General features: G+C 59.6%; 19 protein-coding genes. 5 read left to right on the top strand and 14 right to left on the bottom strand.

Annotated elements, in window-relative coordinates:
• Window positions 1-36: 36 nt before the first annotated feature.
• Window positions 37-2,052 (bottom strand): excinuclease ABC subunit UvrB, encoded by a 2,016-nt coding sequence (gene uvrB / locus HMPREF3143_RS04360; RefSeq protein WP_008501138.1) that lies wholly within the window; start codon window positions 2,050-2,052, stop codon window positions 37-39.
• 751 nt (window positions 2,053-2,803) lie between these two features.
• Here uvrB and HMPREF3143_RS04355 point away from each other — a divergent pair.
• Window positions 2,804-3,526, top strand: coding sequence for an ABC transporter ATP-binding protein (locus tag HMPREF3143_RS04355; RefSeq protein ID WP_070531915.1), 723 nt, complete (start codon window positions 2,804-2,806; stop codon window positions 3,524-3,526).
• Here the strand turns inward: HMPREF3143_RS04355 and bioD are convergent.
• The 4 genes from bioD to bioB are packed head-to-tail and all read right to left on the bottom strand — an operon-like array spanning window position 3,489 to window position 7,116.
• Window positions 3,489-4,190, bottom strand: a complete 702-nt coding sequence (gene bioD / locus HMPREF3143_RS04350; protein ID WP_175441107.1) for a dethiobiotin synthase — start codon at window positions 4,188-4,190, stop codon at window positions 3,489-3,491. The genes HMPREF3143_RS04355 and bioD overlap by 38 nt on opposite strands.
• Window positions 4,183-4,938 carry a malonyl-ACP O-methyltransferase BioC gene (gene bioC, locus HMPREF3143_RS04345; RefSeq protein ID WP_065101829.1) on the bottom strand — a complete coding sequence of 252 codons (756 nt, stop codon included), beginning with the start codon at window positions 4,936-4,938 and terminating at the stop codon, window positions 4,183-4,185. Before bioC ends, bioD begins: the two co-directional genes overlap by 8 nt.
• Entirely contained in the window at window positions 4,922-6,079 is a 1,158-nt protein-coding gene (bioF, locus tag HMPREF3143_RS04340; protein WP_070531909.1) for an 8-amino-7-oxononanoate synthase, read from the bottom strand. Before bioF ends, bioC begins: the two co-directional genes overlap by 17 nt.
• Complete coding sequence (bioB, locus tag HMPREF3143_RS04335; RefSeq protein WP_008501133.1) at window positions 6,076-7,116, bottom strand: biotin synthase BioB; 1,041 nt, start codon at window positions 7,114-7,116, stop codon at window positions 6,076-6,078. The genes bioF and bioB overlap by 4 nt, the downstream gene beginning before the upstream one ends.
• Window positions 7,117-7,184: 68 nt before the next feature.
• Here bioB and bioA point away from each other — a divergent pair, with 68 nt between their 5' ends.
• A complete protein-coding gene (gene bioA, locus HMPREF3143_RS04330; RefSeq protein WP_070531907.1) occupies window positions 7,185-8,492 on the top strand; it encodes an adenosylmethionine--8-amino-7-oxononanoate transaminase in 1,308 nt (435 codons plus the stop codon).
• A gap of 48 nt (window positions 8,493-8,540) precedes the next feature.
• Window positions 8,541-9,017, top strand: coding sequence for a kinase inhibitor (locus tag HMPREF3143_RS04325; RefSeq protein WP_032674406.1), 477 nt, complete (start codon window positions 8,541-8,543; stop codon window positions 9,015-9,017).
• An 85-nt stretch (window positions 9,018-9,102) separates the two neighbouring features.
• On the opposite strand, the gene hutH is transcribed toward HMPREF3143_RS04325, so the two are convergent.
• From hutH to hutI, 5 genes are all read right to left on the bottom strand, one after another.
• Complete coding sequence (gene hutH, locus HMPREF3143_RS04320; protein ID WP_070531904.1) at window positions 9,103-10,623, bottom strand: histidine ammonia-lyase; 1,521 nt, start codon at window positions 10,621-10,623, stop codon at window positions 9,103-9,105.
• On the bottom strand, window positions 10,620-12,308 hold the full coding sequence (hutU, locus tag HMPREF3143_RS04315) for a urocanate hydratase (RefSeq protein ID WP_070531902.1): 1,689 nt from the start codon (window positions 12,306-12,308) through the stop codon (window positions 10,620-10,622). The genes hutH and hutU overlap by 4 nt, the downstream gene beginning before the upstream one ends.
• 126 nt (window positions 12,309-12,434) lie before the next feature.
• Complete coding sequence (locus HMPREF3143_RS04310) at window positions 12,435-13,169, bottom strand: histidine utilization repressor (RefSeq protein WP_008501127.1); 735 nt, start codon at window positions 13,167-13,169, stop codon at window positions 12,435-12,437.
• A gap of 19 nt (window positions 13,170-13,188) precedes the next feature.
• On the bottom strand, window positions 13,189-14,127 hold the full coding sequence (gene hutG / locus HMPREF3143_RS04305) for a formimidoylglutamase (RefSeq protein ID WP_045405899.1): 939 nt from the start codon (window positions 14,125-14,127) through the stop codon (window positions 13,189-13,191).
• On the bottom strand, window positions 14,124-15,347 hold the full coding sequence (gene hutI / locus HMPREF3143_RS04300) for an imidazolonepropionase (RefSeq protein ID WP_070531899.1): 1,224 nt from the start codon (window positions 15,345-15,347) through the stop codon (window positions 14,124-14,126). The genes hutG and hutI overlap by 4 nt, the downstream gene beginning before the upstream one ends.
• Before the next feature lie 224 nt (window positions 15,348-15,571).
• On the opposite strand from hutI, the gene HMPREF3143_RS04295 reads away from it, so the two are divergent.
• Window positions 15,572-16,855: a putative acyl-CoA thioester hydrolase gene (locus tag HMPREF3143_RS04295; protein ID WP_070531896.1), complete on the top strand. Its 1,284-nt coding sequence runs from the start codon at window positions 15,572-15,574 to the stop codon at window positions 16,853-16,855.
• A 122-nt stretch (window positions 16,856-16,977) separates the two neighbouring features.
• On the opposite strand, the gene pgl is transcribed toward HMPREF3143_RS04295, so the two are convergent.
• The gene (gene pgl / locus HMPREF3143_RS04290; RefSeq protein ID WP_023292974.1) at window positions 16,978-17,973 is read right to left on the bottom strand and encodes a 6-phosphogluconolactonase; all 996 of its coding nucleotides are present in this window, start codon (window positions 17,971-17,973) and stop codon (window positions 16,978-16,980) included.
• 140 nt (window positions 17,974-18,113) lie between these two features.
• Between pgl and HMPREF3143_RS04285 the strand changes: the two genes are divergently transcribed.
• Window positions 18,114-18,932 (top strand): pyridoxal phosphatase, encoded by an 819-nt coding sequence (locus HMPREF3143_RS04285; protein ID WP_008501122.1) that lies wholly within the window; start codon window positions 18,114-18,116, stop codon window positions 18,930-18,932.
• Here HMPREF3143_RS04285 and modC read toward each other — a convergent pair whose 3' ends face one another.
• From modC to modA, 3 genes are read right to left on the bottom strand one after another with little or no spacing between them, the layout of a single operon-like run.
• Window positions 18,933-19,991 carry a molybdenum ABC transporter ATP-binding protein ModC gene (gene modC, locus HMPREF3143_RS04280; protein WP_008501121.1) on the bottom strand — a complete coding sequence of 353 codons (1,059 nt, stop codon included), beginning with the start codon at window positions 19,989-19,991 and terminating at the stop codon, window positions 18,933-18,935.
• Window positions 19,992-19,993: 2 nt separating this feature from the next.
• Complete coding sequence (modB, locus tag HMPREF3143_RS04275; RefSeq protein WP_008501120.1) at window positions 19,994-20,683, bottom strand: molybdate ABC transporter permease subunit; 690 nt, start codon at window positions 20,681-20,683, stop codon at window positions 19,994-19,996.
• Window positions 20,683-21,456, bottom strand: a complete 774-nt coding sequence (gene modA, locus HMPREF3143_RS04270) for a molybdate ABC transporter substrate-binding protein (RefSeq protein WP_070531893.1) — start codon at window positions 21,454-21,456, stop codon at window positions 20,683-20,685. Before modA ends, modB begins: the two co-directional genes overlap by 1 nt.
• Window positions 21,457-21,591: the final 135 nt, after the last annotated feature.

Raw genomic sequence — 21,591 nt, 5'->3', positions numbered from 1 at the left:
TAGGCCCGGTAAGCGCAGCGCCACCGGGCAAAAAACTCACGATGCCGCGATAAACAGATCCCGCAGCTGATGAAGCTGGTCGCGGATCTGCGCCGCCTCTTCGAACTCCAGGTTCTGCGCGTGCTGCATCATCTGCCCTTCCAGCTCGTGGATCTTCTGCTGCAGCGCCTTCGGCGTCAGCACGACGGTATCTTCTTCCACCACTGAACGCGCCTTGCCGCGGCCTTTCGCTTTGGTTTTGGCAATGTTCTGGCCCAGCGCCAGAATATCCACCACCTTCTTGTTCAGCCCCTGCGGGGTAATGCCGTGTTCTTCGTTGTAGCGCTGCTGTTTCTCGCGGCGGCGCTCCGTCTCACCGATCGCTTTCGCCATCGACGGGGTAATTTTGTCACCGTACAGAATCGCTTTCCCGTTGACGTTACGCGCGGCGCGGCCAATGGTCTGGATCAGGGAACGTTCAGAGCGCAGGAAGCCCTCTTTATCCGCGTCCAGAATCGCCACCAGCGAGACTTCCGGCATATCCAGACCTTCCCGCAGCAGGTTAATCCCCACCAGCACGTCAAACTCGCCCAGGCGCAGGTCGCGGATAATCTCCATGCGCTCCACGGTATCGATATCCGAGTGCAGATAACGCACCTTCTCGCCGTGCTCTTCGAGATACTCGGTCAGGTCTTCCGCCATACGCTTGGTGAGCGTGGTCACCAGCACGCGCTCGTTAATGGCGGAACGGGCGCGGATCTCAGAGAGCAGGTCGTCTACCTGCGTCGCCACCGGACGCACCTCGATAATCGGGTCCAGCAGCCCGGTCGGACGCACTACCTGGTCAACCACCTCATCGCCCGATTTTTCCAGCTCGTAGTTGCCCGGCGTGGCCGAGACGTAGATGGTTTGCGGCGCCAGCGCCTCAAACTCTTCAAACTTCATCGGACGGTTATCCAGCGCTGACGGCAGGCGGAATCCGTACTCCACCAGCGTCTCTTTACGCGCCCGGTCGCCGCGGTACATCCCGCCGATCTGCGGGATCGTGACGTGGGATTCGTCGATCACCAGCAAACCGTCGGCCGGAAGGTAATCAAACAGCGTCGGCGGCGGCTCGCCCGGCCCGCGCCCGGAGAGGAAGCGGGAGTAGTTTTCGATGCCGGAGCAGTAGCCCAGCTCGTTCATCATCTCCAGGTCGAACTGAGTACGCTGGCTGAGGCGCTGCTCTTCCAGCAGCTTATTGTTCGCCAGCAGCACTTTGCGGCGCTCGGCCAGCTCCACTTTGATCTCTTCCATCGCCTGCACGATACGCTCGCGCGGCGTCACGTAGTGCGTTTTCGGGTAGATGGTGAAGCGCTGGATCACTGACTCAACGTGTCCTGTCAGCGGGTCGAAGAGCGACAGGCGTTCGACCTCCTCGTCAAACAGCTCAACGCGCAGCGCCATATCGTCCGATTCCGCCGGGAAGATGTCGATCACTTCGCCGCGCACGCGGAACGTACCACGCTGGAAGGCCTGGTCGTTGCGGGTGTACTGCAGCTCCGCCAGACGACGCAAAATCGCGCGCTGGTCGATGATCATCCCCTGCGTCAGGTGCAGCATCATCTTGAGATAGAGATCCGGATCGCCCAGGCCGTAAATCGCCGAAACAGAGGCCACCACAACCACATCGCGACGCTCCAGCAGCGCCTTAGTGGCCGACAGTCGCATCTGCTCAATGTGTTCGTTCACCGACGCATCTTTCTCGATGAAGGTATCAGAGCTCGGCACATAGGCTTCTGGCTGGTAGTAATCGTAGTAGGAGACGAAATACTCAACGGCGTTTTCCGGGAAGAACTCTTTCATCTCGCCGTAAAGCTGCGCCGCCAGGGTTTTGTTGGGCGCCAGCACCATCGTAGGGCGCTGGAGATCCGCAATCACGTTGGCAATGGTAAAGGTTTTACCCGAGCCGGTAACCCCGAGCAGCGTCTGGTGCGCCAGCCCATCCTCCAGCCCCTCTTCCAGACGACGGATCGCTTCAGGCTGATCGCCAGACGGACGGAAAGCAGAATTCAATTTGAACGGTTTACTCATGGGCGACAACCTGATGACGTTATAAGCGGCAGGTGAATAATTTTACTCCTTGTTGCCAGGAATGCCAGTAAAAAACACTGGATGAAAAACCAGTAGCATGTCAGGATATTTAGCATAGCGCCTGAATGATTAGCGCGATAGCGGCCAAAATTTGGACAGTGGCAACATAAAACACCAGTCAGGTCAGGTTATCCCCAGAACTTTTTCTTTTTTAACATTTGTCAAGCCAGGTAATGATAGTTTTATGGCAACGGGTGACACTTTCATGACGGGAATTGATTTTATCTAACCAATTAAAAAATAAACGATATTTTCTAAAGCCGCGTTTCGCGTCAATTTGGGCGTAAGCCGCGTCTTCTCTCGCTTATCGCGTGTTTTCTAACTCTAATGCACATGGTTATCCACAGGAATAGTGGATAACTGCTTCCAGCCCATACAGACTGGCGCTCTGCAAATTCCCGGATTTTCCCACGAGGCGGCAGCAAAAAATTTTTATAGCTCTTTTTTGCTGATTAACAGTCGCGTCATTCATAACCAACTGACGAGATCTTGCTCACATTTCCATCATTTCGGGCTCTGCACCACAACTCAACACCGTCGGCACCGTCGATGTGCAATCCCCCTTTTTATCCCCCGCGCTTCTGTGACTTATTCCTAAAAAAGACGCTTTTTTAATCACTTTCCGCTTTATGGCAGGGGTTTTGCAGTTTAACAACGAGCCACACCTACACACATTTTTAAGGAGAGAAAGATGTTGAGCCTGCGTGCAGTGAATCAGTTTTACGGAAGTCAACATACGCTATGGAATGTGGATTTAGATTTTCCGCAAGGGATGTGTACAGGCGTCGTTGGCCTGCCGGGGATGGGGAAAACCACCCTCATGAATTGCATCGCCGGGAAAGTGCCCGTCGAAAGCGGCAGCATCATCTGGTATGAGGCGGGCGCGCCGCCGCGCGATTTGCTCAACCCGCCGCCAGAACAGCGTTCCGGGCCGGGGATAGGCTATGTCTCGCAGGACAGGCGGATCTTCTCCCAGCTCACGATTGAGGAGAACCTGCATATCGCCATGCGGGCGACGGGAAAACCGAACCCGGAGACGAAAAATGACGTTTACGACCTGTTCCCGGCGCTCTATGCCTTGCGACGAACCCGCGCCAACACGCTCTCTCCGGACGACCAGTATCAGCTGGCGCTGGCTAATGCGCTGGTAAACCGCCCTCACCTGCTGATCCTGGATGAACCCCTGCACGGCGCGGGGCACAGCGTTGCCCAGAAGCTGGTGCAGCTGCTGGGGCGATTAAACCGGGAGCTGGGTATGACGGTGCTGTTAACGGAGCAGCAGCTGTCGTTTATCCGCCGGGTGGCGGACCGTTTCTGTCTGCTCTATCGCGGGCGTAACGTGGCGCAGGGCCACGTTAACGAACTGGATGACGAGCTTATCGCTCACTGGATGTCGCGGGAAGCAAAACGCTGAGATCGAGATAACGTCCGACTTCGGCATTTTCCGCGCCGTCAGCCAGCCAGGGAATTTCCCCGAGGCACGGCGCGGGAAGGACGCGCCTGAGCGTCGCCAGATACGCCTGATGGCGTTTACCCGGCGCAACCACGTCGTTGGCTATCCAGCCCGCAAGACGCAGCCCTGCCTGCTGTACGGCCTGCGCGGTCAACATGGCGTGATTGATGCAGCCCAGCTTGACGCCGACGACAAGAATGACCGGAAGCTGCTCGGCCTGCACCCAGTCAGCAAACGTCTGCGTGTCTGAAAGCGGCGTAAACCAGCCGCCAGCCCCTTCCACCAGCACCCAGTCGGCCTGGCTTTCCAGCGTCCGCAGTCCGGCAGACAGCACGGCGAAATCAATCGGACGGCCTTCATCGGCGCTGATAATGTGCGGTGAGGTCGGCTCGGCAAAGGTGTACGGATTCACTGCAGAATAGGCGAGTTCACGCGTGCTGTTACGCTGGAGCGCCAGCGCGTCGGTGTTGCGTAACCCTTCCGCCGTCATCTCGCTGCCGGACGCCACGGGCTTATACCCGGCGGTGTTTTTCCCGAGCAGCCGTGCCGCCTGCAGCAATGCCGTGCTGGCAACCGTTTTGCCCACTTCTGTGTCCGTGCCGGTGACAAAATAACGTTCAGTCACGTTCGATAACCCCATGAAAAAGTTGATAGGAGAGCGGGAAATGCCCCCGCTGCTGCGGCCAGGCCAGCTCAAGGCGCTGCAGCTGACCCCGGGTAAGCGGTTTTTTCTCGCGTCCGGTATGCAGGTGCGTGGCGCCGATGCCCTTCAGCGAACGCATGGCGCTGAACGCATCGCTAAAATTGAGCGTGATGGTCTGCACCGTGTTGCGATAGCGCCAGCCTGCCAGCGCCTGCGTCACCTGCTCATGCGATAAAAACCGGTTAGCGTGCGGCTGTTCATCCACCGCTTTCCAGGCCTGATTCAGCTCCGGCAGCGAACTTTCCAGCAGGGTGGTAAAGGCCACCTTCCCGCCAGGCCGCGCCACGCGATAAAGCTCGCGCAGGGCCTGCGGCAGGCTGCTGCACCACTGAACCGCCAGATGGCTCCAGACCAGATCAAACTGCGCGTCCGCCAGCGGGATCGCCTCGATATCGGCCAGCAGATAACGATCTGCCGCCTGCCGCTGGCGCGCCTCCTCCAGCATCCGGGCTGAGAGATCGATAGCCGTCACCTGGCTTCCCGCCCCGCGCCAGTAGCGGCTGTTGCTGCCGGGACCACACCCGGCGTCCAGCACCTGTGGAAAACCGTTCTCGCCAAGGGCGGCCAGAAGCCCCTGCGCGCTCAGACGCTGCAGCTCATCATGCTGCGAATAGCTCTGCGCGGCGCGGCCGAATGCCGCCGCGATGGCCTGCTTATTCACCGGCATCATGGAGCGCCTCCAGCAACGTCTCAATATCTTGTGCTTCATGCGCCGCCGTCAGGGTCAAGCGCAGCCGTGCCGTGCCCGGTGGGACGGTGGGCGGGCGGATGGCCGTGACCCACATACCCCGCTGGCGCAGCGCCTGTGCCAGTACCAGCGCGCGGGCATTTTCACCGACAATCACCGGCTGGATAGCGCTCTGCGAATCGGGACTGTGGAAAGGCAGCGCCGCGAGTCCCTGACGGAAGCGCGCAATATGCTCTGCCAGCCGCTGGCGACGCTCATCTCCTTCTGCGCTGCGTATCACCGCCAGCGACGCCGACAGCGCTACGGCCTGCGCCGGGGGCATGCTGGTGCTGTAAATCAGGTGTCGGGCAAACTGCAGCAGATAGTCGGCGACGGATTCGCTGCACAGCACGGCGGCGCCGCTGACGCCAAAGCCTTTGCCGAAGGTGACAATCAACAGCTCCGGCTTCACGTTTTGCTGGTATGCGCTCCCGCGCCCTTCGTCGCCCATCACGCCAGTGCCATGGGCATCGTCCACCAGCAGCCAGGCGTTCTGCCGCTTTGCGGCCTCGTGCAGCGCGGCAAGCGGCGCGCTGTCGCCGTCCATGCTGAACACCCCTTCCGTGACCGCCAGCTGTTGTCCGTCGCAGGGTTTATCCAGCAGCGCAGCAAGCTGCCCCGCATCGTTATGGGCAAAACGCCGCAGCTGCGCCGGGCTTAAATTTGCCGCCTCCAGCAGGGAGGCGTGGCTTAAGCGATCGGCGACAATGCGATCGTCCTTGCCCATCAGTGCCGTGATGACCGCCTGGTTGGCGGCAAAGCCGGAGATAAACAGCAGCGCGCGCGGGTAGCCCAGCCAGTCGGCAAGCGCCTCTTCCAGCGCCTGATGCGCCGTGGTGTATCCGCTGACGTGTCCCGATCCGCCGCTGCCCACGCCAAACCGCTCCGCGCCCTGCTGCCAGGCGCGGATAATGGCCGGATGCTGGCTCAGCCCGAGATAGTCGTTGCTGGAGAAATTGCAGAACTGCTGGCCTTCACGGGTAAGAAAACGGCCCGCGCCGTTTTCCACCACCCTGCGAACGCGAAATGCCTCTGCCGCCCGACGCTCGTCGAGCGCAGAGTTGATACGTGCCTGCCAGGTCATACGGCTGCCGCGTTGTAGAACTGGTCGGTGTCGGCGTTAAAAATCTGCTGCTCCAGCTGCTGCTGTTGCTCGTTATCGCCCGTCAGCACCTCGGTCTGGTGCGGGTTCAGCCCCAGCTTGCGGAACAGCTGAACGTCTTTGTCCTCTTCCGGGTTCGGCGTGGTCAGCAGCTTACAGCCGTAGAAGATGGAGTTGGCCCCGGCCATAAAGCACATCGCCTGAGTCTGCTCGTTCATCTGCTCGCGGCCCGCAGAGAGGCGAACGTAAGACGTTGGCATCATGATGCGCGCCACCGCGATGGTGCGGATAAAATCAAACGCATCCACGTCCTCGTTATCCGCCAGCGGCGTGCCCTTGACCTTCACCAGCATGTTGATCGGCACGCTTTCCGGCGGGGTCGGCAGGTTCGCCAGCTGCAGCAGCAGGCCCGCGCGGTCTTTCACCGTCTCGCCTAAGCCCACGATGCCGCCGGAGCAGACCTTGATCCCCGCGTCACGCACTTTATCCAGCGTATCCAGACGCTCCTGGTAGGTACGCGTGGTAATGATGTTGCCGTAAAATTCCGGCGAGGTGTCGAGGTTGTGGTTGTAGTAATCCAGCCCCGCCGCCGAGAGGCGCTGCGCCTGCTCCTCGTTGAGCGTGCCGAGCGTCATACAGGCTTCGAGGCCCATCTCCTTCACGCCCTTCACCATCTGCTCCAGGTACGGCATGTCGCGATCGTGCGGGTTCTTCCACGCCGCGCCCATGCAGAAGCGGGTTGAACCGGCGTTTTTGGCCTTGCGCGCGGAGTCGAGGACCTGCTCGACCTCCATCAGGCGTTCTGACTCCAGACCGGTTTTGTAGCGCGCGCTCTGCGGGCAGTATTTGCAGTCTTCGGGGCACGCGCCGGTCTTGATCGACAGCAGCGTGCTGACCTGAACATGGCGGGGATCGAAGTGCTGGCGATGCACCTGTTGGGCTTCGAACATCAGCTCAAGGAAAGGTTTGTTGAATAATTCAGTAACTTGCGACATCGTCCAGCGTGCGTGGTGAGCCATCGGGCTTCTCCAAAGGGTTTTGTTAATTTTCGGTTCGGTTTATACTCGTAAACCTAAAACTTTTCAAAATGGTTTACAAGTCGATTATGACCCAGGACGATCTCGCCTTCGACAAGCAGCATATCTGGCACCCTTACACCTCCACCACCCGCCCCCTTCCCGTTTATCCGGTGGCCTCCGCCCACGGCTGCGAGCTGCACCTCGCCAGCGGCGAACAGCTCGTTGACGGGATGTCCTCCTGGTGGGCGGCGATTCACGGGTATAACCACCCGCGCCTGAACGCGGCGATGAAGGCGCAGATTGACCAGATGTCGCACGTGATGTTTGGCGGGATCACCCACCAGCCCGCGGTGGATTTATGCCGCCGTCTGGTGGCGATGACGCCTGACTCGCTGGAGTGCATGTTCCTGGCGGATTCCGGCTCCGTGGCGGTGGAAGTGGCGATGAAAATGGCGCTGCAGTACTGGCACGCCAAAGGCGAAGCGCGCCAGCGTTTCCTCACCTTCCGCAACGGCTATCACGGGGATACCTTCGGAGCGATGTCGGTGTGCGATCCGGACAACTCCATGCACAGCCTGTGGAAGGGGTATCTGCCGGAAAACCTGTTCGCCCCGGCGCCGCAGAGCCGCTTCGACGGCGAGTGGAACGAGATGGACATGGTCGGCTTCGCCCGACTGATGGCGGCACATCGTCATGAGATTGCAGCCGTCATTCTTGAACCGATCGTGCAGGGCGCGGGCGGAATGCGGATGTACCATCCGGAATGGCTGAGGCGTATTCGCAGGATGTGCGACCGCGAGGGCATTCTGCTGATTGCCGATGAGATTGCCACCGGCTTTGGCCGCACCGGCAAGCTGTTTGCCTGCGAACATGCGGGTATCGCCCCGGATATTCTGTGCCTCGGCAAAGCGCTGACGGGCGGCACCATGACGCTCTCCGCCACGCTCACGACCCGCCAGGTCGCCGACACCATCAGCGACGGCGAAGCCGGCTGCTTTATGCACGGTCCGACGTTTATGGGCAACCCCCTGGCCTGCGCGGTCGCAAGCGAAAGCCTTGCGATTCTGGCGAGCGGCGAGTGGCAGACGCAGGTTGCGGCGATTGAAGCGCAGCTGAAAGCGGAGCTGAGCGCCGCCTCGGGGGCGAATTTCGTGGCGGACGTGCGCGTGCTGGGTGCCATCGGGGTGATTGAAACCACCCATCCGGTGAATATGGCGGCGCTGCAGCGTTTCTTCGTGGATCAGGGCGTGTGGATACGGCCTTTCGGCAAGCTTATCTACCTGATGCCGCCGTACAGCATTACGCCGGAGCAACTGCGTAAATTAACCGACGCGGTCGTAACAGCCGTTAACATTCCCGCGCATTTCACGATTTAACCCTATGCATTACACTTGCTGAACGAGCGATCAACGAGGGTAAACCGTATGAAAATCATCAGTAAAGATCTGCGCGACGGTGAAAAGCTGCCGGAACGTCACGTTTTTAACGGCATGGGGTATCAGGGAGACAATATCTCCCCGCACCTGGCGTGGGACGAGGTTCCGGCAGGCACCAAAAGCTTTGTCGTGACCTGCTACGACCCGGATGCGCCAACTGGCTCCGGCTGGTGGCACTGGATTGTGGCGAACCTGCCTGCCGACACGCGCGTGCTGCCGCAGGGTTCCGGTTCAGACCTGGTTGCCCTGCCTGAAGGTGCCATTCAGACGCGTACTGACTTCGGTAAAGCGGGCTACGGCGGCGCGGCGCCACCAAAAGGGGAAACTCACCGCTATATCTTCACGGTGCACGCGCTGGATGTGGAGAAGATTGACGTCGACGAAGGCGCGAGCGGCGCGATGGTCGGGTTTAACGTGCATTTCCATTCCCTGGGGAGCGCGTCGATAACGGCGATGTATTCGTAAAAAAAGCCGGGTGGCGGCTACGCCTTACCCGGCCTGCATTTCGCACTCGTAGGCCCGGTAAGCGCAGCGCCACCGGGCAAAAAAATCACAGCACCGAAGGTAACAGCCCCACCAGCCGCCCTTCTTCCAGAAGCTGCATCGCCTTATCAATATCCGGGGCAAAGAAGCGGTCATCATCGTAATGCGTAACGTGCTCGCGCAGCGCATGACGCGCCTGCTCCAGCAGCGGGCTGGATTTTAGCCCTTCACGCAGATCGATACCCTGACTTGCCGCCAGCCATTCCACCGCCAGCACGCCGCGGGTGTTGGAGGCCATTTCCCAGAGACGACGCCCGGCAGCCGGTGCCATCGAAACGTGATCTTCCTGATTGGCCGAGGTTGGCAGGCTGTCCACGCTGTGCGGGTGCGACAGCGCCTTGTTCTCGCTTGCCAGCGCTGCGGCCGTTACCTGAGCAATCATAAAGCCCGAGTTGACCCCGCCGTTACGCACCAGGAACGGTGGCAGCTGGGACATGTGTTTATCCATCATCAGCGCGATGCGGCGCTCGGACAACGCGCCGACTTCGGCAATCGCCAGCGCGATATTATCCGCCGCCATTGCCACAGGCTCGGCGTGGAAGTTGCCCCCGGAGACCACCTCGTTTTCCTGGGCGAACACCAGCGGGTTATCGGACACCGCGTTGGCCTCCACCAGCAGCACCTCCGCCGCCTGGCGCAGCTGCGTCAGACACGCCCCCATCACCTGCGGCTGGCAGCGCAGGGAATACGGATCCTGCACCTTCTCACAGTTGTGGTGTGACTCCGCGATCTCGCTGGTGTCGGTAAGCACGTGACGGTACATCGCGGCGGCATCAATCTGCCCGCGCTGACCGCGCACCTCGTGGATGCGGGCATCGAACGGGCGACGCGAGCCCAGCACCGCTTCGGTGGTCAGCGCACCGCACACCACCGCCGAGGCAAACAGATCTTCCGCTTCAAACAGGCCGCGCAGCGCGAAAGCGGTCGATGCCTGGGTACCGTTCAGCAACGCCAGCCCTTCTTTCGCCGCCAGGGTGATCGGGTTTAACCCGGCTTTTTTCAGCGCCTCTTTCGCAGGCAGCCACTCGCCCTGCCAGCGCGCTTTGCCTTCGCCCAGCAGCAGCAGCGACATGTGCGCCAGCGGCGCGAGATCGCCGGAGGCACCGACGGAGCCCTTCGCCGGGATCCACGGATAGACCTCCGCATTCACCAGCGCCATCAGCGCCTGGATGACGCTCAGGCGAATGCCCGAGAAACCGCGCGCCAGGCTGTTGATTTTGAGCACCATCATCAGACGGACAATCTCATCGTCAAGCGGCTGACCGACGCCCGCCGCGTGCGACAGCACCAGCGAACGCTGCAGATTTTCCAGATCGTGCGTCGCGATGCGGGTCTGCGCCAGCAGCCCAAAGCCGGTATTAATCCCGTAAGCCGTGCGCCCTTCGGCAACGATGGCTTCAACGCAGGCGACGCTGTCGTTAATGGCGGCGTGGGCGCTTTCATCAAGCGACAGGGTGACCGGCTGACGCCAGACGTTACGCAGCTGCTTGAGCGTCAGTGAGCCGGGAGTGAGTGTTAACGCGTTCATTCATGCTTTCCTTGTGTGGCAGGGATCATCGGCAGGTTAAGTCCCTGCTCTTTGGCACAGTCAATGGCAATCTCGTAACCCGCATCCGCGTGACGCATCACGCCGGTGGCCGGGTCGTTGTGGAGCACGCGAGCGATACGCGCGGCGGCTTCATCGGTACCGTCGCAGACGATGACCATCCCGGAATGCTGGGAGAAGCCCATCCCCACGCCGCCGCCGTGGTGCAGCGACACCCAGGTCGCGCCGCTGGCGGTGTTGAGCAGGGCGTTCAGCAATGGCCAGTCGGAGACCGCGTCCGAGCCGTCGCGCATGGCTTCGGTTTCGCGGTTCGGGCTGGCGACGGAGCCGGAGTCCAGGTGGTCGCGGCCGATGACGATCGGCGCGGAAACTTCACCGCTGCGCACCATTTCGTTAAAGGCGAGGCCCAGTTTTTGACGCCACTCCAGCCCTACCCAGCAGATACGCGCCGGCAGGCCCTGGAAGTTAATGCGCTCGCGGGCCATGTCCAGCCAGCGATGCAGGTGTTCGTCATCGGCGACGATCTCCTTCACTTTGGCGTCGGTCTTGTAGATGTCCTCCGGGTCGCCGGACAGGGCAACCCAGCGGAACGGACCGATGCCGCGGCAGAACAGCGGGCGGATATAGGCCGGGACGAAGCCCGGGAAGTCGAAGGCGTTACTCACGCCCATCTCTTTCGCCATCTGGCGAATGTTGTTGCCGTAGTCAAAGGTCGGAATGCCCATCTGGCTGAAGGCCAGCATCGCAGAGACGTGTTCCGCCATGGCGCGTTTCGCGGCAAGCACCGTGCCTTCCGGGTCGGTTTCCGCTTTTTGCTGGTAGGCTTCCCACGACCAGCCTTTTGGCAGGTAGCCGTGCAGCGGATCGTGGGCGCTGGTCTGGTCGGTGACCAGATCCGGGCGCACGCCGCGGGCGACGAGTTCAGGAAGAATATCCGCCGCGTTGCCGCACAGGGCAATCGACACCGCTTTGCCTTCGGACGTGTATTTTTTGATGCGCGCCAGCGCGTCATCGAGATTCTCGGCCTGTTCGTCGACGTAACGGGTGCGCAGTCGGAAATCAATGCGGCTCTGCTGGCACTCAATGTTCAGCGAGCACGCGCCGGCCAGCGTGGCGGCCAGCGGCTGCGCGCCGCCCATCCCGCCCAGACCGGCGGTCAATACCCAGCGGCCTTTCAGCGAGCCGTTGTAGTGCTGGCGACCGGCCTCCACGAAGGTTTCGTAGGTGCCCTGCACGATCCCCTGGCTGCCGATGTAGATCCAGCTCCCGGCGGTCATCTGGCCATACATCGCCAGCCCTTTCGCGTCGAGTTCGTTGAAGTGTTCCCAGGTGGCCCAGTGCGGCACGAGGTTAGAGTTGGCGATCAGCACGCGCGGGGCGTTTTTGTGGGTTTTAAACACGCCAACCGGCTTGCCGGACTGCACCAGCAGGGTTTCGTCGTTTTCGAGTTCGGTCAGTGCCTTAACAATGGCGTCATAGCATTCCCAGTTGCGCGCGGCGCGGCCTATGCCGCCGTAGACCACCAGCTCGTGGGGGTTTTCCGCCACCTCAGGATCAAGGTTGTTCATCAACATGCGCAGCGGGGCTTCGGTGAGCCAGCTTTTGGCGGTAAGGGTGGTGCCGCGCGCGGCGCGGACGTCCTGCTGGCGGTATTTACCTGACGACATTGTGTGCTCCTATACGGGACAGATGATGCATTTAGATATACTTGTATAGACAAGCACACGCAAGGTCAGATTTAACAAAAAAGATACAATTTTGTTATATTGCGTTAGCGATCACGCTTATAAAACTTATGACATAAAGTGGCCCTGCAGCCGGTAACGGTTCCCCGGGAAAAGCAGACGGGCATGTGACACGATGTGCGACGAGGACCAGGTTCGACGGCGGATCAGCAGGCACGGGTCGTGCTCTTTAATGCGCAGCCGTTCGCACTCCTGCGGCGTGGCGCGCACGGCTTCCACAATGTGCTCTCCTTCCGTCAGCGGTGCGACGAGCGAGAGATAGGCATGCGGCGTGGTCTGGGTGTAATCCTGGTTCAGATAGTCCGGTATCCGTTCGGCGTTCACGCAGCGATCCTCAATCTGCACCGGAATGTCGTTTTCGAAATGCACCATCACCGAGTGGAAGATCCGGCTGCCTTCTTTAACATTCAGCTCTACCGCCTGCTCGGCGCTGGCCTGGGTCTCTTCGAGCACCAGCACCTCACAGCGGTGCTGATGATTACGCGCGGCAATCTCGTCCGCAATGCTGCGGATTTCAAACAGGGCGGACTGCCCTTTCGGCTCCGCCACAAACGTCCCCACGCCCTGAAGGCGTACCAGAAGCCCTTCGTCGGTCAGCTCGCGCAGCGCCCGGTTGATGGTCATCCGGCTAAAGCCAAACTGCGCCACCAGATCGGCCTCCGAGGGAATGCGGTCGTGCGGCCGCCAGACGCCGGTGGCGATTTTTTCGCTGATCGCCTGCTTCACCTTTTCGTAGAAAGGCGCGGGAGGGCTCGACGGCGGCAGGGGTGAGCGTGAAAACATCGTGACTCCTTGAATAGTGTTATGCCCACCAGTGAGCAATTTGCCAGGCCAGACGGGCGGCAAGCTTTGCGCCCTGCCCGTCCCGATCGAACTGCGGGTTAAACTCTACCAGATCGGCGGCCTGTAGCTTACCGCTACGGCAGATTTGTTCGATAACGGGGAGGAGATCCAGTGCCGGTATGCCTAACGCAGCCGGAGCGGAAACGGCAGGCATTTCGCTGGCGGGCAGGACGTCCAGATCGATTGTCAGGTAGACGCGATCGGCCTGGGCCAGCACCTTTTCCAGCGCGGAGAGCGCATCGCGCCTGAAATGGAGATCCTCCACCAGCGTGACGTTCAGGCGTTCAGCCTCATCCCACAGCGCCTGCGTGTTCGCCGCCCGGCTCACGCCAAAGCAGGCGTACTGAAATGCCCGCCCGCGCTCATCGCAGTAGTGCGCCAGCTGGCGAAACGGCGTGCCGGACGTCGCCCGGTCGGCCTTGCGCAGATCGAGATGGGCATCCAGGTTGATAATGACCACCCGCTCGTTCGGGAAGGCGTCCAGCACGCCGCGACCGTGCGCCCACGCGGTTTCGTGTCCGCCGCCAAAGACCAGCGTTCGCATCCCGGAGCGCTGGCAGGCTGTCACGGCATCGCTTAACGCCTGCTGTGCCGCTTCCAGCTCGTCACCTTCAACGTAAACCGACCCCATATCCGCCAGCCGCTCGTGTCCCGGATGGCTTGCCATATTTGCCAGCGCCTTGCGCAGCACATCAGGCGCCTGCACGGCGCCGGGCCTGCCCTGATTACGTTTTACCCCTGCATCACATTCAAAGCCTATCAGCGCAATGCCGGATGCCAGCGGCGTGAACGCCCCCTGCTGCCGTATCGTCTGGAAAATGCGCGTTGCGTTGCTGGCCTCGGCGCTGTCGTCGCGCCCCTGCCAGACCGTTTCGGCGACGGGCCGCCATAACCTCATACTGCCTCCCCACGGAAAATACGTTGATACAGCGGATTGCGTCCCGGCTCGTAGACCATCTCTACCGGATGGTGAGCATCCCAGACGATAAAATCGGCGACAAACCCGGCCCGCAGCTGTCCGTGGGTTTCCCCGCGGCCCAGCGCCTGCGCGGCATGGCGCGTGACGCCAGCCCAGGCTTCCTCGGGCGTCAAGCCAAACTGGACGCAGGCCATGTTCATCGCCAGGTGCAGGCTGGCAAACGGGCTGGTGCCGGGGTTATAGTCGGTGGCGACCGCCATCGGCACGCCGTGTTTTCTGAGCTGTTCCACCGGCGGACGCTGGCGCTCCTGCAGAAAATAGAACGCGCCCGGCAGCAGAACCGCAACCGTACCGCTTTGCGCCATCGCCTGAACGCCTGCGTCGTCGAGATATTCGATATGATCGGCAGAGCGTCCTTTATACCGGCTGACCAATGCCGCACCGCCCTGATTCGACAGCTGCTCGACGTGCCCTTTCACCGGAATACCGAGCGCGGTTGCCGCCTTGAAGAGGCGCTCGGTTTGCGACGGGGTAAAGCCGACGTTTTCACAGAACACGTCGACAGCTTCAAACAACTCTTTTTGCCACAGCGTGGGCAATATTTGCTCGCAGACCAGCGTGAGGTAGGCATCCGGATCCTGTCGGTATTCCGGCGGAACGGCATGGGCCGCCAGCAGCGTTGGGCTGATATCGATCGGATTATTGAGGCTCAGCTGGCGTGCGACCTGCAGCATTTTCTCTTCGGCCTCGGCGTTGAGGCCGTATCCCGATTTGATTTCAACCGTGGTGACGCCTTCATTTATCAGACGCTGAAGCCGCTGCTGTGCCAGCTTAAGCAGGGTTTCGGGTGAACTGCTGCGCGTCGCCGTCACGGTCGCGTTAATCCCGCCCCCCTGGGCGCTGATGGTTTGATAAGAGACACCGTTCAGACGCTGCTCCCACTCCGCCGCGCGATCGCCGCCAAACACCAGGTGGGTATGGCAGTCAATCAGGCCCGGGGTGACCAGACGACCCTGAAGATCGACACAGTGAGTGTGTCCGGCCGGAATGTCAGATTCAGGGATCACGGCCAGGATAGTTTGACCCCGTATAACCAGGGCGTGTTGATCTTTCAGTCCATAGGGCGCACGGACGTCCGGCGCCATCGTAGCCAGGCGCGCATTTCGCCATATCACATCGTCAGGATGAATCTGCTGCATGGGCTTTCCACTTGTCATGGGTTGTATAGACATTTATTTTCATCTGTTGTCTGCTGTCAACCGACTTTGCGGAAAATGTTATTTATTTGTGATCACTTACCCGCCGCTCCAGGGCTAAAAATGCAACTTTTACCCTTTTTATCTTCCCGTTTCGCTCAACTTAGTATAAAAAAGCAGGCTATTTCGTCTATCCCGTAAAGACTTGCATACCCAGGAGCTTCACCTTGAACATTTCCAGGATTTCCCGTCTGGCGTTAGCGCTCGCCTTTGGCGTGACCTTATCCGCATGCAGTTCAACCCCACCGGATCAGCGCCCTTCTGAGCAGGTCGCGCCCGGTACCGCCTCCCGCCCGATTTTGTCCGCTGATGAAGCGAAGAACTTCGACCGTGCGCACTACTTCTCGTCGATGGATCCTAACGCTGCGCCGTGGACCCCATCTTCTATTAACCTGCCGAAACAGCCTGACTTCGTGGTTGGCCCGGCAGGTGCGCAGGGCGTAACGCATACCTCTATTCAGGCTGCGGTTGATGCTGCCATCACGAAACACAGCGCGTCTCGCCAGTACATCGCGATCCTGCCAGGCGAATATGAAGGCACCGTGTATGTTCCGGCAGCACCGGGCAGCATTACGCTTTACGGTCTGGGCGAAAAAGCAATCGACGTAAAAATTGGCCTGGCGATTGATTCTGAAATCGACAGCAACACCTGGCGTCACCTGGTGAACCCGGCCGGTAAATATATGCCGGGCAAACCGGCGTGGTACATGTTTGATAACTGCCAGAGCAAGCGTTCCGCCACCGTTGGCGTGATGTGCTCAGCGGTATTCTGGTCCCAGAATAACGGTCTGCAGCTGCAGAACCTGACCATCCAGAATACCCTGGGCGACAGCGTTGACGCCGGTAACCACCAGGCCGTCGCGCTGCGCAGCGATGGCGATAAGGTGCAGATTAACAACGTCAACATTCTGGGTCGTCAGAACACCTTCTTCGTGACCAACAGCGGCGTGCAGAACACCCTGCAGAATAACCGTCTGACCCGTACGCTGGTAACCAACAGCTACGTTGAAGGTGACGTGGATCTGGTGTCCGGCCGCGGCGCGGAGGTATTTGATAACACCGATTTCCGCGTGGTGAACTCACGTACCCAGCAGGAAGGTTACGTGTTTGCTCCGGCAACCCCGTCGAACCTCTTCTTCGGCTTCCTGGCCGTGAACAGCCGCTTTAACGCTGCCGGTGACGGCGTGGCGCAGCTGGGACGCTCCCTGGACGTGGACGCGGCCACCAACGGTCAGGTGGTGATCCGCGACAGCGTGATCAATGAAGGCTTCAACATGGCGAAGCCGTGGGCGGATGCGGCGATCTCTAAACGTCCGTTCTCCGGCAATACCGGTGCGGTGGACGATAAAGGGAACGTGCAGCGCAACCTGAACGACGCTAACTTCAACCGCATGTGGGAGTACAACAACCGCGGTCTGGGCAGCAAAGTGGTTGCTGAGCCGAAGCAGTAAGCAGTCCGTTTGCCGGGTGGCGGCTTCGCCTTACCCGGCCTACAGGTTATGTAGGCCCGGTAAACGCAGTGCCACCGGGCATAAAAAAACCTCGCATTCGCGAGGTTTTTTGTTTAAGCCGCTTAGTGAGCGTTAACCACCACCCACATCGGCCCCTGGCCTACGGCGTAGCGCCCTTTCTCTTCCAGCAGCCCCTGCTCGCCTTTAATTTCATACAGCGCGATGTGGTGGGATTTCTGCCCCGCCGCAATCAGGTATTTGCCGCTGTGATCGATATTAAAGCCGCGCGGCTGGGTTTCCGTCGGCTGGAAGCCTTCAATCGCCAGCACGCTGCCGTCTTCAGAAACGCTAAACACGGTGATCAGGCTGGAGGTGCGGTCACAGGCGTACAGATGACGGCCATTTGGCGTAATGTGAATATCCGCCGCCCAGCGGGTGTCGGAGAAATCAGACGGCATCATATCCAGCGTCTGCACGCACTCAATCTGGCCGTTTGGATCTTTCAGCTCCCATACGTCCACGGAGCTGTTCAGTTCGTTGACTACGTAGGCGTACTGCTGGTTCGGATGGAAGACCATATGACGCGGGCCTGCACCTTCTACCGTCGTGACTTCAGCCGGATTCTGCGCCACCAGATGACCATCGTCGCTCAGGGTGAACAGGCAGATACGATCCTGCTTCAGGGCAGGCACCCACAGCGTGCGGTTATCCGGAGAGATATTCGCCGAGTGGCAGCCTTCCAGCCCTTCCACCACATCCACGGTTTCGACCGGAATGCCATCTTCCAGACGCGTTACGCTGACGCAGCCCGCATTATACGAGCCGCTGAAGACAAAGTTGCCTTTACGATCGGTTGAGATATGGGTTGGACTGCCCGGCAGCGGCGCTTCGGCAGTGTAAGTCAGCGCGCCGTCGTCCGGAGAGATGCGATAGGCCAGCACGCGAAACTCCGGGCGCACACCCACGTACAAGAAACGTTTATCCGGGCTGATGACCATCGGCTGTACCTGGCCTGGCACATCAACAACCTGAACCAGCGTGAGTGTCCCTTCGGTATTTAAGCGCCAGACGTGGATCTGCTGGCTTTCAGGACTGGCGGTATAAACGGTTTGTTTCATGAATATTCACTCCTCACTGCGCATGAAAGTAATTAACTTTTGACGGTGAATGCTGAATTGTCGACAGGAATTTTGAAGCATTCGCCTCTCGGTGTACCATCCCATCAAAACGTAAATTCAATATTAACCCGGGAAAACAGATGACCTCGCGTGTGATTGCTCTGGATTTAGACGGTACCTTACTGACGCCGCAAAAAACCCTTCTCCCCTCTTCTCTGGAAGCGCTTAAACGCGCGCAGGAAGCGGGATATCAACTCCTTATCGTAACGGGTCGACATCACGTAGCCATTCACCCTTTTTATCAGGCACTGGCGTTAGATACACCTGCAATTTGTTGTAATGGCACTTATTTGTATGATTATCAGGCAAAAAAGGTTTTAGCCTCCGACCCGCTGCCGGTTCCCCAGGCGCTGCAACTGATTGATCTGCTGGATGAGCATGCCATTCACGGCCTGATGTATGTGGATAACGCAATGGTCTACGAGCGCCCTACCGGCCACGTGGTGCGCACCAGCAACTGGGCGTTATCCCTGCCTGAAGCGCAGCGTCCGGTCTTTACCCAGGTATCCTCCCTGCGTCAGGCAGCCCAGGACGTCGAGGCTATCTGGAAATTCGCCCTGACGGATGAAGACACGACCAAACTGAATACCTTCGCGAAGCACGTCGAGGAAACGCTGGGGCTGGAGTGCGAGTGGTCCTGGCACGATCAGGTGGATATTGCCCGCAAAGGCAACAGCAAAGGCAAGCGTCTGACGCAGTATGTGGAATCGCAGGGCTGGTCAATGCAGGACGCGATCGCCTTCGGCGACAACTACAACGACATCAGCATGCTGGAAGCCGTCGGTACGGGCGTGGCGATGGGCAATGCCGACGACGCGGTAAAAGCGCGCGCTAACGTGGTGATTGGCGACAACACCACCGACAGCATCGCGCAGTACATTTATACCCACCTGCTGTAATCAGGCGGTAATCGAGACGCTCTTGATTTGCGCGTAGAGCCACAGGCCGGGTTTGATCCCTAACTCATCCCTGGCCCACGGGCTGATGCGTGCCCAGAGCGTTCTGCTTCCCACCTCGAGCTTCACTTCCACCTGGCCGTTATCATCAAAACACTCCGCGACTTTGGCGCGCAGAATATTTCGAATACTGGTTTGCAGCGGCGGCTGCAGCACCAGCGAGACGTCTGATGCCTGAATACGAATACGCAGCGCGGACTGCAACGGCTTGTCGATCTTATTGACCCACAGGTGCTGATCGCCCAGCGCCAGCGCCGTCATCGCGTAGTGCGGATGGTGTTCCAGCACGCTCACCTTCAAAATGCTGCTCTGCTGTTCCCGGGGTAACCACGGGTGCATTACGCTGCTGCCCCAGACCTCCTCCAGGTTGCCGAAGGCCTTGACGCTGCCCTCTTCCAGCACCAGCACTTTGTCGGCCAGATGGAGGATCTCATCCAGCGAATGGCTGACGTAGAGCATCGGAATATTAATTTCTCGCGTCAGGCGCTGCAGGTAGGGCAGGAGCTCACGTTTGCGCGGAATATCCAGCGAGGCCAGCGGTTCGTCGAGCAGCAGCAGTTCGGGTGCGGTCAGCAACGCGCGGCCAATGGCTACGCGCTGTTTTTCTCCGCCGGAAAGCGACGAGGGCAGTCTGTCGAGCAGTGGCTCAATGCCTAAAAGCGTCACCAGCTTATCAAACTGTCCGGCCATGCTTTTTGCCATGCCGTAACGCAGGTTCCCGCGCACGCTGTAGTGCGGGAATAAGCGCGCGTCCTGGAAAACATAGCCAATGCGGCGTTTATCCGGCGTGAGATAAACCTTGTTTTCCACGTCGTTTAAGACGCGGTTATTCAATACAATCCGTCCTGACTGCGGGCGCGTCAGGCCGCTGATGGCATTTATCAGCGACGTTTTTCCCGCTCCCGAGACGCCGAAGATGGCAGTGATACCGCTTGCAGGCAGCGTCTCGTTAAGCGTCAGGGTATGGTTTCCCAGCGTCTGGGTGAAATTCAGTTCCAGCATGCTTATTTCCCCATCCGCTCGCGGCTCAGCCGCGCTAGCCATTCCGACACCAGCAGCGATACCAGGGCTAATACGATTGAAATGATACACAGCCGCGCCGCCGCGGCCTCTCCGCCCGGCGTTTGAATCAGGGTATACATGGCCGACGGAATCGTTCGCGTCTCGCCGGGGATGTTCGAGACGAAGGTGATGGTCGCGCCAAACTCGCCCAGCGAGCGGGCGAAGGCCAGTACCGTCCCGACAATAATGCCGGGTAACGTCAGGGGAAGCGTGATGGTGAAAAAAACGCGCCAGCGCCCGGCACCCAGCGTACGGGCCGCCTGTTCAAGCTTCATGTCCACGCCTTCCAGCGCGAGGCGGATCGCCCTCACCATCAGCGGGAATGACATTACCGCCGCCGCCAGCACCGCACCGCGCCAGCTAAACGCAAAGGTCAGTCCAAACCAGTCGTAAAGTTTTTCGCCAATAAAACCGCGTCGCCCCATGGAAATTAACAGCAGATAACCGACCACCACGGGCGGCAACACGAGCGGAAGATGAAGCACGCTGTCGAGCAGCGCTTTGCCGGGAAACCGACGGCGAACCAGTAGCCAGGCAAAGAAGATCCCAAAGGGCAAACTCAGCGCAACCGCCAGGGAAGAGACTTTAAGGCTCAGCAGAACAGCCTGCCATTCAGGATCGGTCAATATCATCAGTGAGTCGTAAATCCGTAACGTTTAAAGATCGCAGACGCCTCCGGCCCCTTCAGATAATCGCGGAAGGCCGTCACGGTCGCATTTTTATGTCCATCAACAATCGCAACAGGATATTCCACTTTCTTGTGGGAGTCTTCCGGGAACGTTGCCACCACTTTCACACCCTTACTGGCAACGGCATCAGAGCCATACACAATGCCCAGCGGGGCTTCGTTGCGTTCCACCAGCGCCAGCGCGCCGCGGACATCTTCCGCCGGGGCCAGCTTCGGTGACAATGTCTCCCATGCGCCCAATTTTTGCAGCGCTTCTTTGGCGTAGATCCCGGCCGGAACGTGCTCCGGATCGCCCACCGCCAGACGCCCGCCGTTCAGCAGGCTTATCCAGAGGGTCTCTTTGTTGATGGTGAAGTCAGCCTGGGCGCTGGCTTTTGGCGCCACGACAACCAGGCTATTCCCCAGCAGCGTTTCGCGGGTTGCCGCATCAATCGCTTTTTTCTCCGCCGCGTAATCCATCCACTTCTGGTCAGCCGAGATGAACAGATCCGCCGGCGCGCCCGCTTCTATCTGGCGAGCGAGCGTCGAGGAAGAGGCAAACGAGGAGACCACCTCGACGTTTTTCTCTTTTTTATACGCCGCCGCGATATCCTGCAGCGCGTTAGTCAGCGACGCCGCCGCAAAGACCGTGATTTTACCCTCATCCGCCAGCGCGTGTCCGGTAAGGGAAAGCGTCAACGTTGCCCCTGCAAAAAGGCGTACCCATGAACGTGCCATCTGTAACTCCTGTGAGTAGCGTTATATACACATTAATATAACGGTAACATCAGGGAGATCCCAGCGTTTAATCGTACCGCTGAAGAGGTAAACCGGCGTAGTGCGTTAAAGAGTATCGGCGAAAACGGGAAAATC

The organism is Enterobacter sp. HMSC16D10, assembly GCF_001807145.1.
GTDB classification, from domain to species: Bacteria; Pseudomonadota; Gammaproteobacteria; order Enterobacterales; family Enterobacteriaceae; genus Enterobacter; species Enterobacter roggenkampii.
Note: the sequence above shows the minus strand (reverse complement) of the source record. Positions and strands in the feature narration are given on the sequence as shown.

Excerpts from the sequence above, each read along its gene's own strand:
- hutG (WP_045405899.1), bottom strand. The coding sequence starts at position 14,127 with ATGAGGTTATGGCGGCCCGTCGCCGAAACGGTCTGGCAGGGGCGCGAC.
- hutI (WP_070531899.1), bottom strand. The coding sequence starts at position 15,347 with ATGCAGCAGATTCATCCTGACGATGTGATATGGCGAAATGCGCGCCTG.
- hutU (WP_070531902.1), bottom strand. The coding sequence starts at position 12,308 with ATGTCGTCAGGTAAATACCGCCAGCAGGACGTCCGCGCCGCGCGCGGC.
- bioF (WP_070531909.1), bottom strand. The coding sequence starts at position 6,079 with ATGACCTGGCAGGCACGTATCAACTCTGCGCTCGACGAGCGTCGGGCG.
- modB (WP_008501120.1), bottom strand. The coding sequence starts at position 20,683 with ATGATATTGACCGATCCTGAATGGCAGGCTGTTCTGCTGAGCCTTAAA.
- modA (WP_070531893.1), bottom strand. The coding sequence starts at position 21,456 with ATGGCACGTTCATGGGTACGCCTTTTTGCAGGGGCAACGTTGACGCTT.
- modC (WP_008501121.1), bottom strand. The coding sequence starts at position 19,991 with ATGCTGGAACTGAATTTCACCCAGACGCTGGGAAACCATACCCTGACG.
- bioB (WP_008501133.1), bottom strand. The coding sequence starts at position 7,116 with ATGGCTCACCACGCACGCTGGACGATGTCGCAAGTTACTGAATTATTC.
- pgl (WP_023292974.1), bottom strand. The coding sequence starts at position 17,973 with ATGAAACAAACCGTTTATACCGCCAGTCCTGAAAGCCAGCAGATCCAC.
- hutH (WP_070531904.1), bottom strand. The coding sequence starts at position 10,623 with ATGAACGCGTTAACACTCACTCCCGGCTCACTGACGCTCAAGCAGCTG.
- HMPREF3143_RS04310 (WP_008501127.1), bottom strand. The coding sequence starts at position 13,169 with ATGTTTTCACGCTCACCCCTGCCGCCGTCGAGCCCTCCCGCGCCTTTC.
- bioA (WP_070531907.1), top strand. The coding sequence starts at position 7,185 with ATGGTTTACAAGTCGATTATGACCCAGGACGATCTCGCCTTCGACAAG.
- HMPREF3143_RS04355 (WP_070531915.1), top strand. The coding sequence starts at position 2,804 with ATGTTGAGCCTGCGTGCAGTGAATCAGTTTTACGGAAGTCAACATACG.
- HMPREF3143_RS04325 (WP_032674406.1), top strand. The coding sequence starts at position 8,541 with ATGAAAATCATCAGTAAAGATCTGCGCGACGGTGAAAAGCTGCCGGAA.
- uvrB (WP_008501138.1), bottom strand. The coding sequence starts at position 2,052 with ATGAGTAAACCGTTCAAATTGAATTCTGCTTTCCGTCCGTCTGGCGAT.
- bioC (WP_065101829.1), bottom strand. The coding sequence starts at position 4,938 with ATGATGCCGGTGAATAAGCAGGCCATCGCGGCGGCATTCGGCCGCGCC.
- HMPREF3143_RS04285 (WP_008501122.1), top strand. The coding sequence starts at position 18,114 with ATGACCTCGCGTGTGATTGCTCTGGATTTAGACGGTACCTTACTGACG.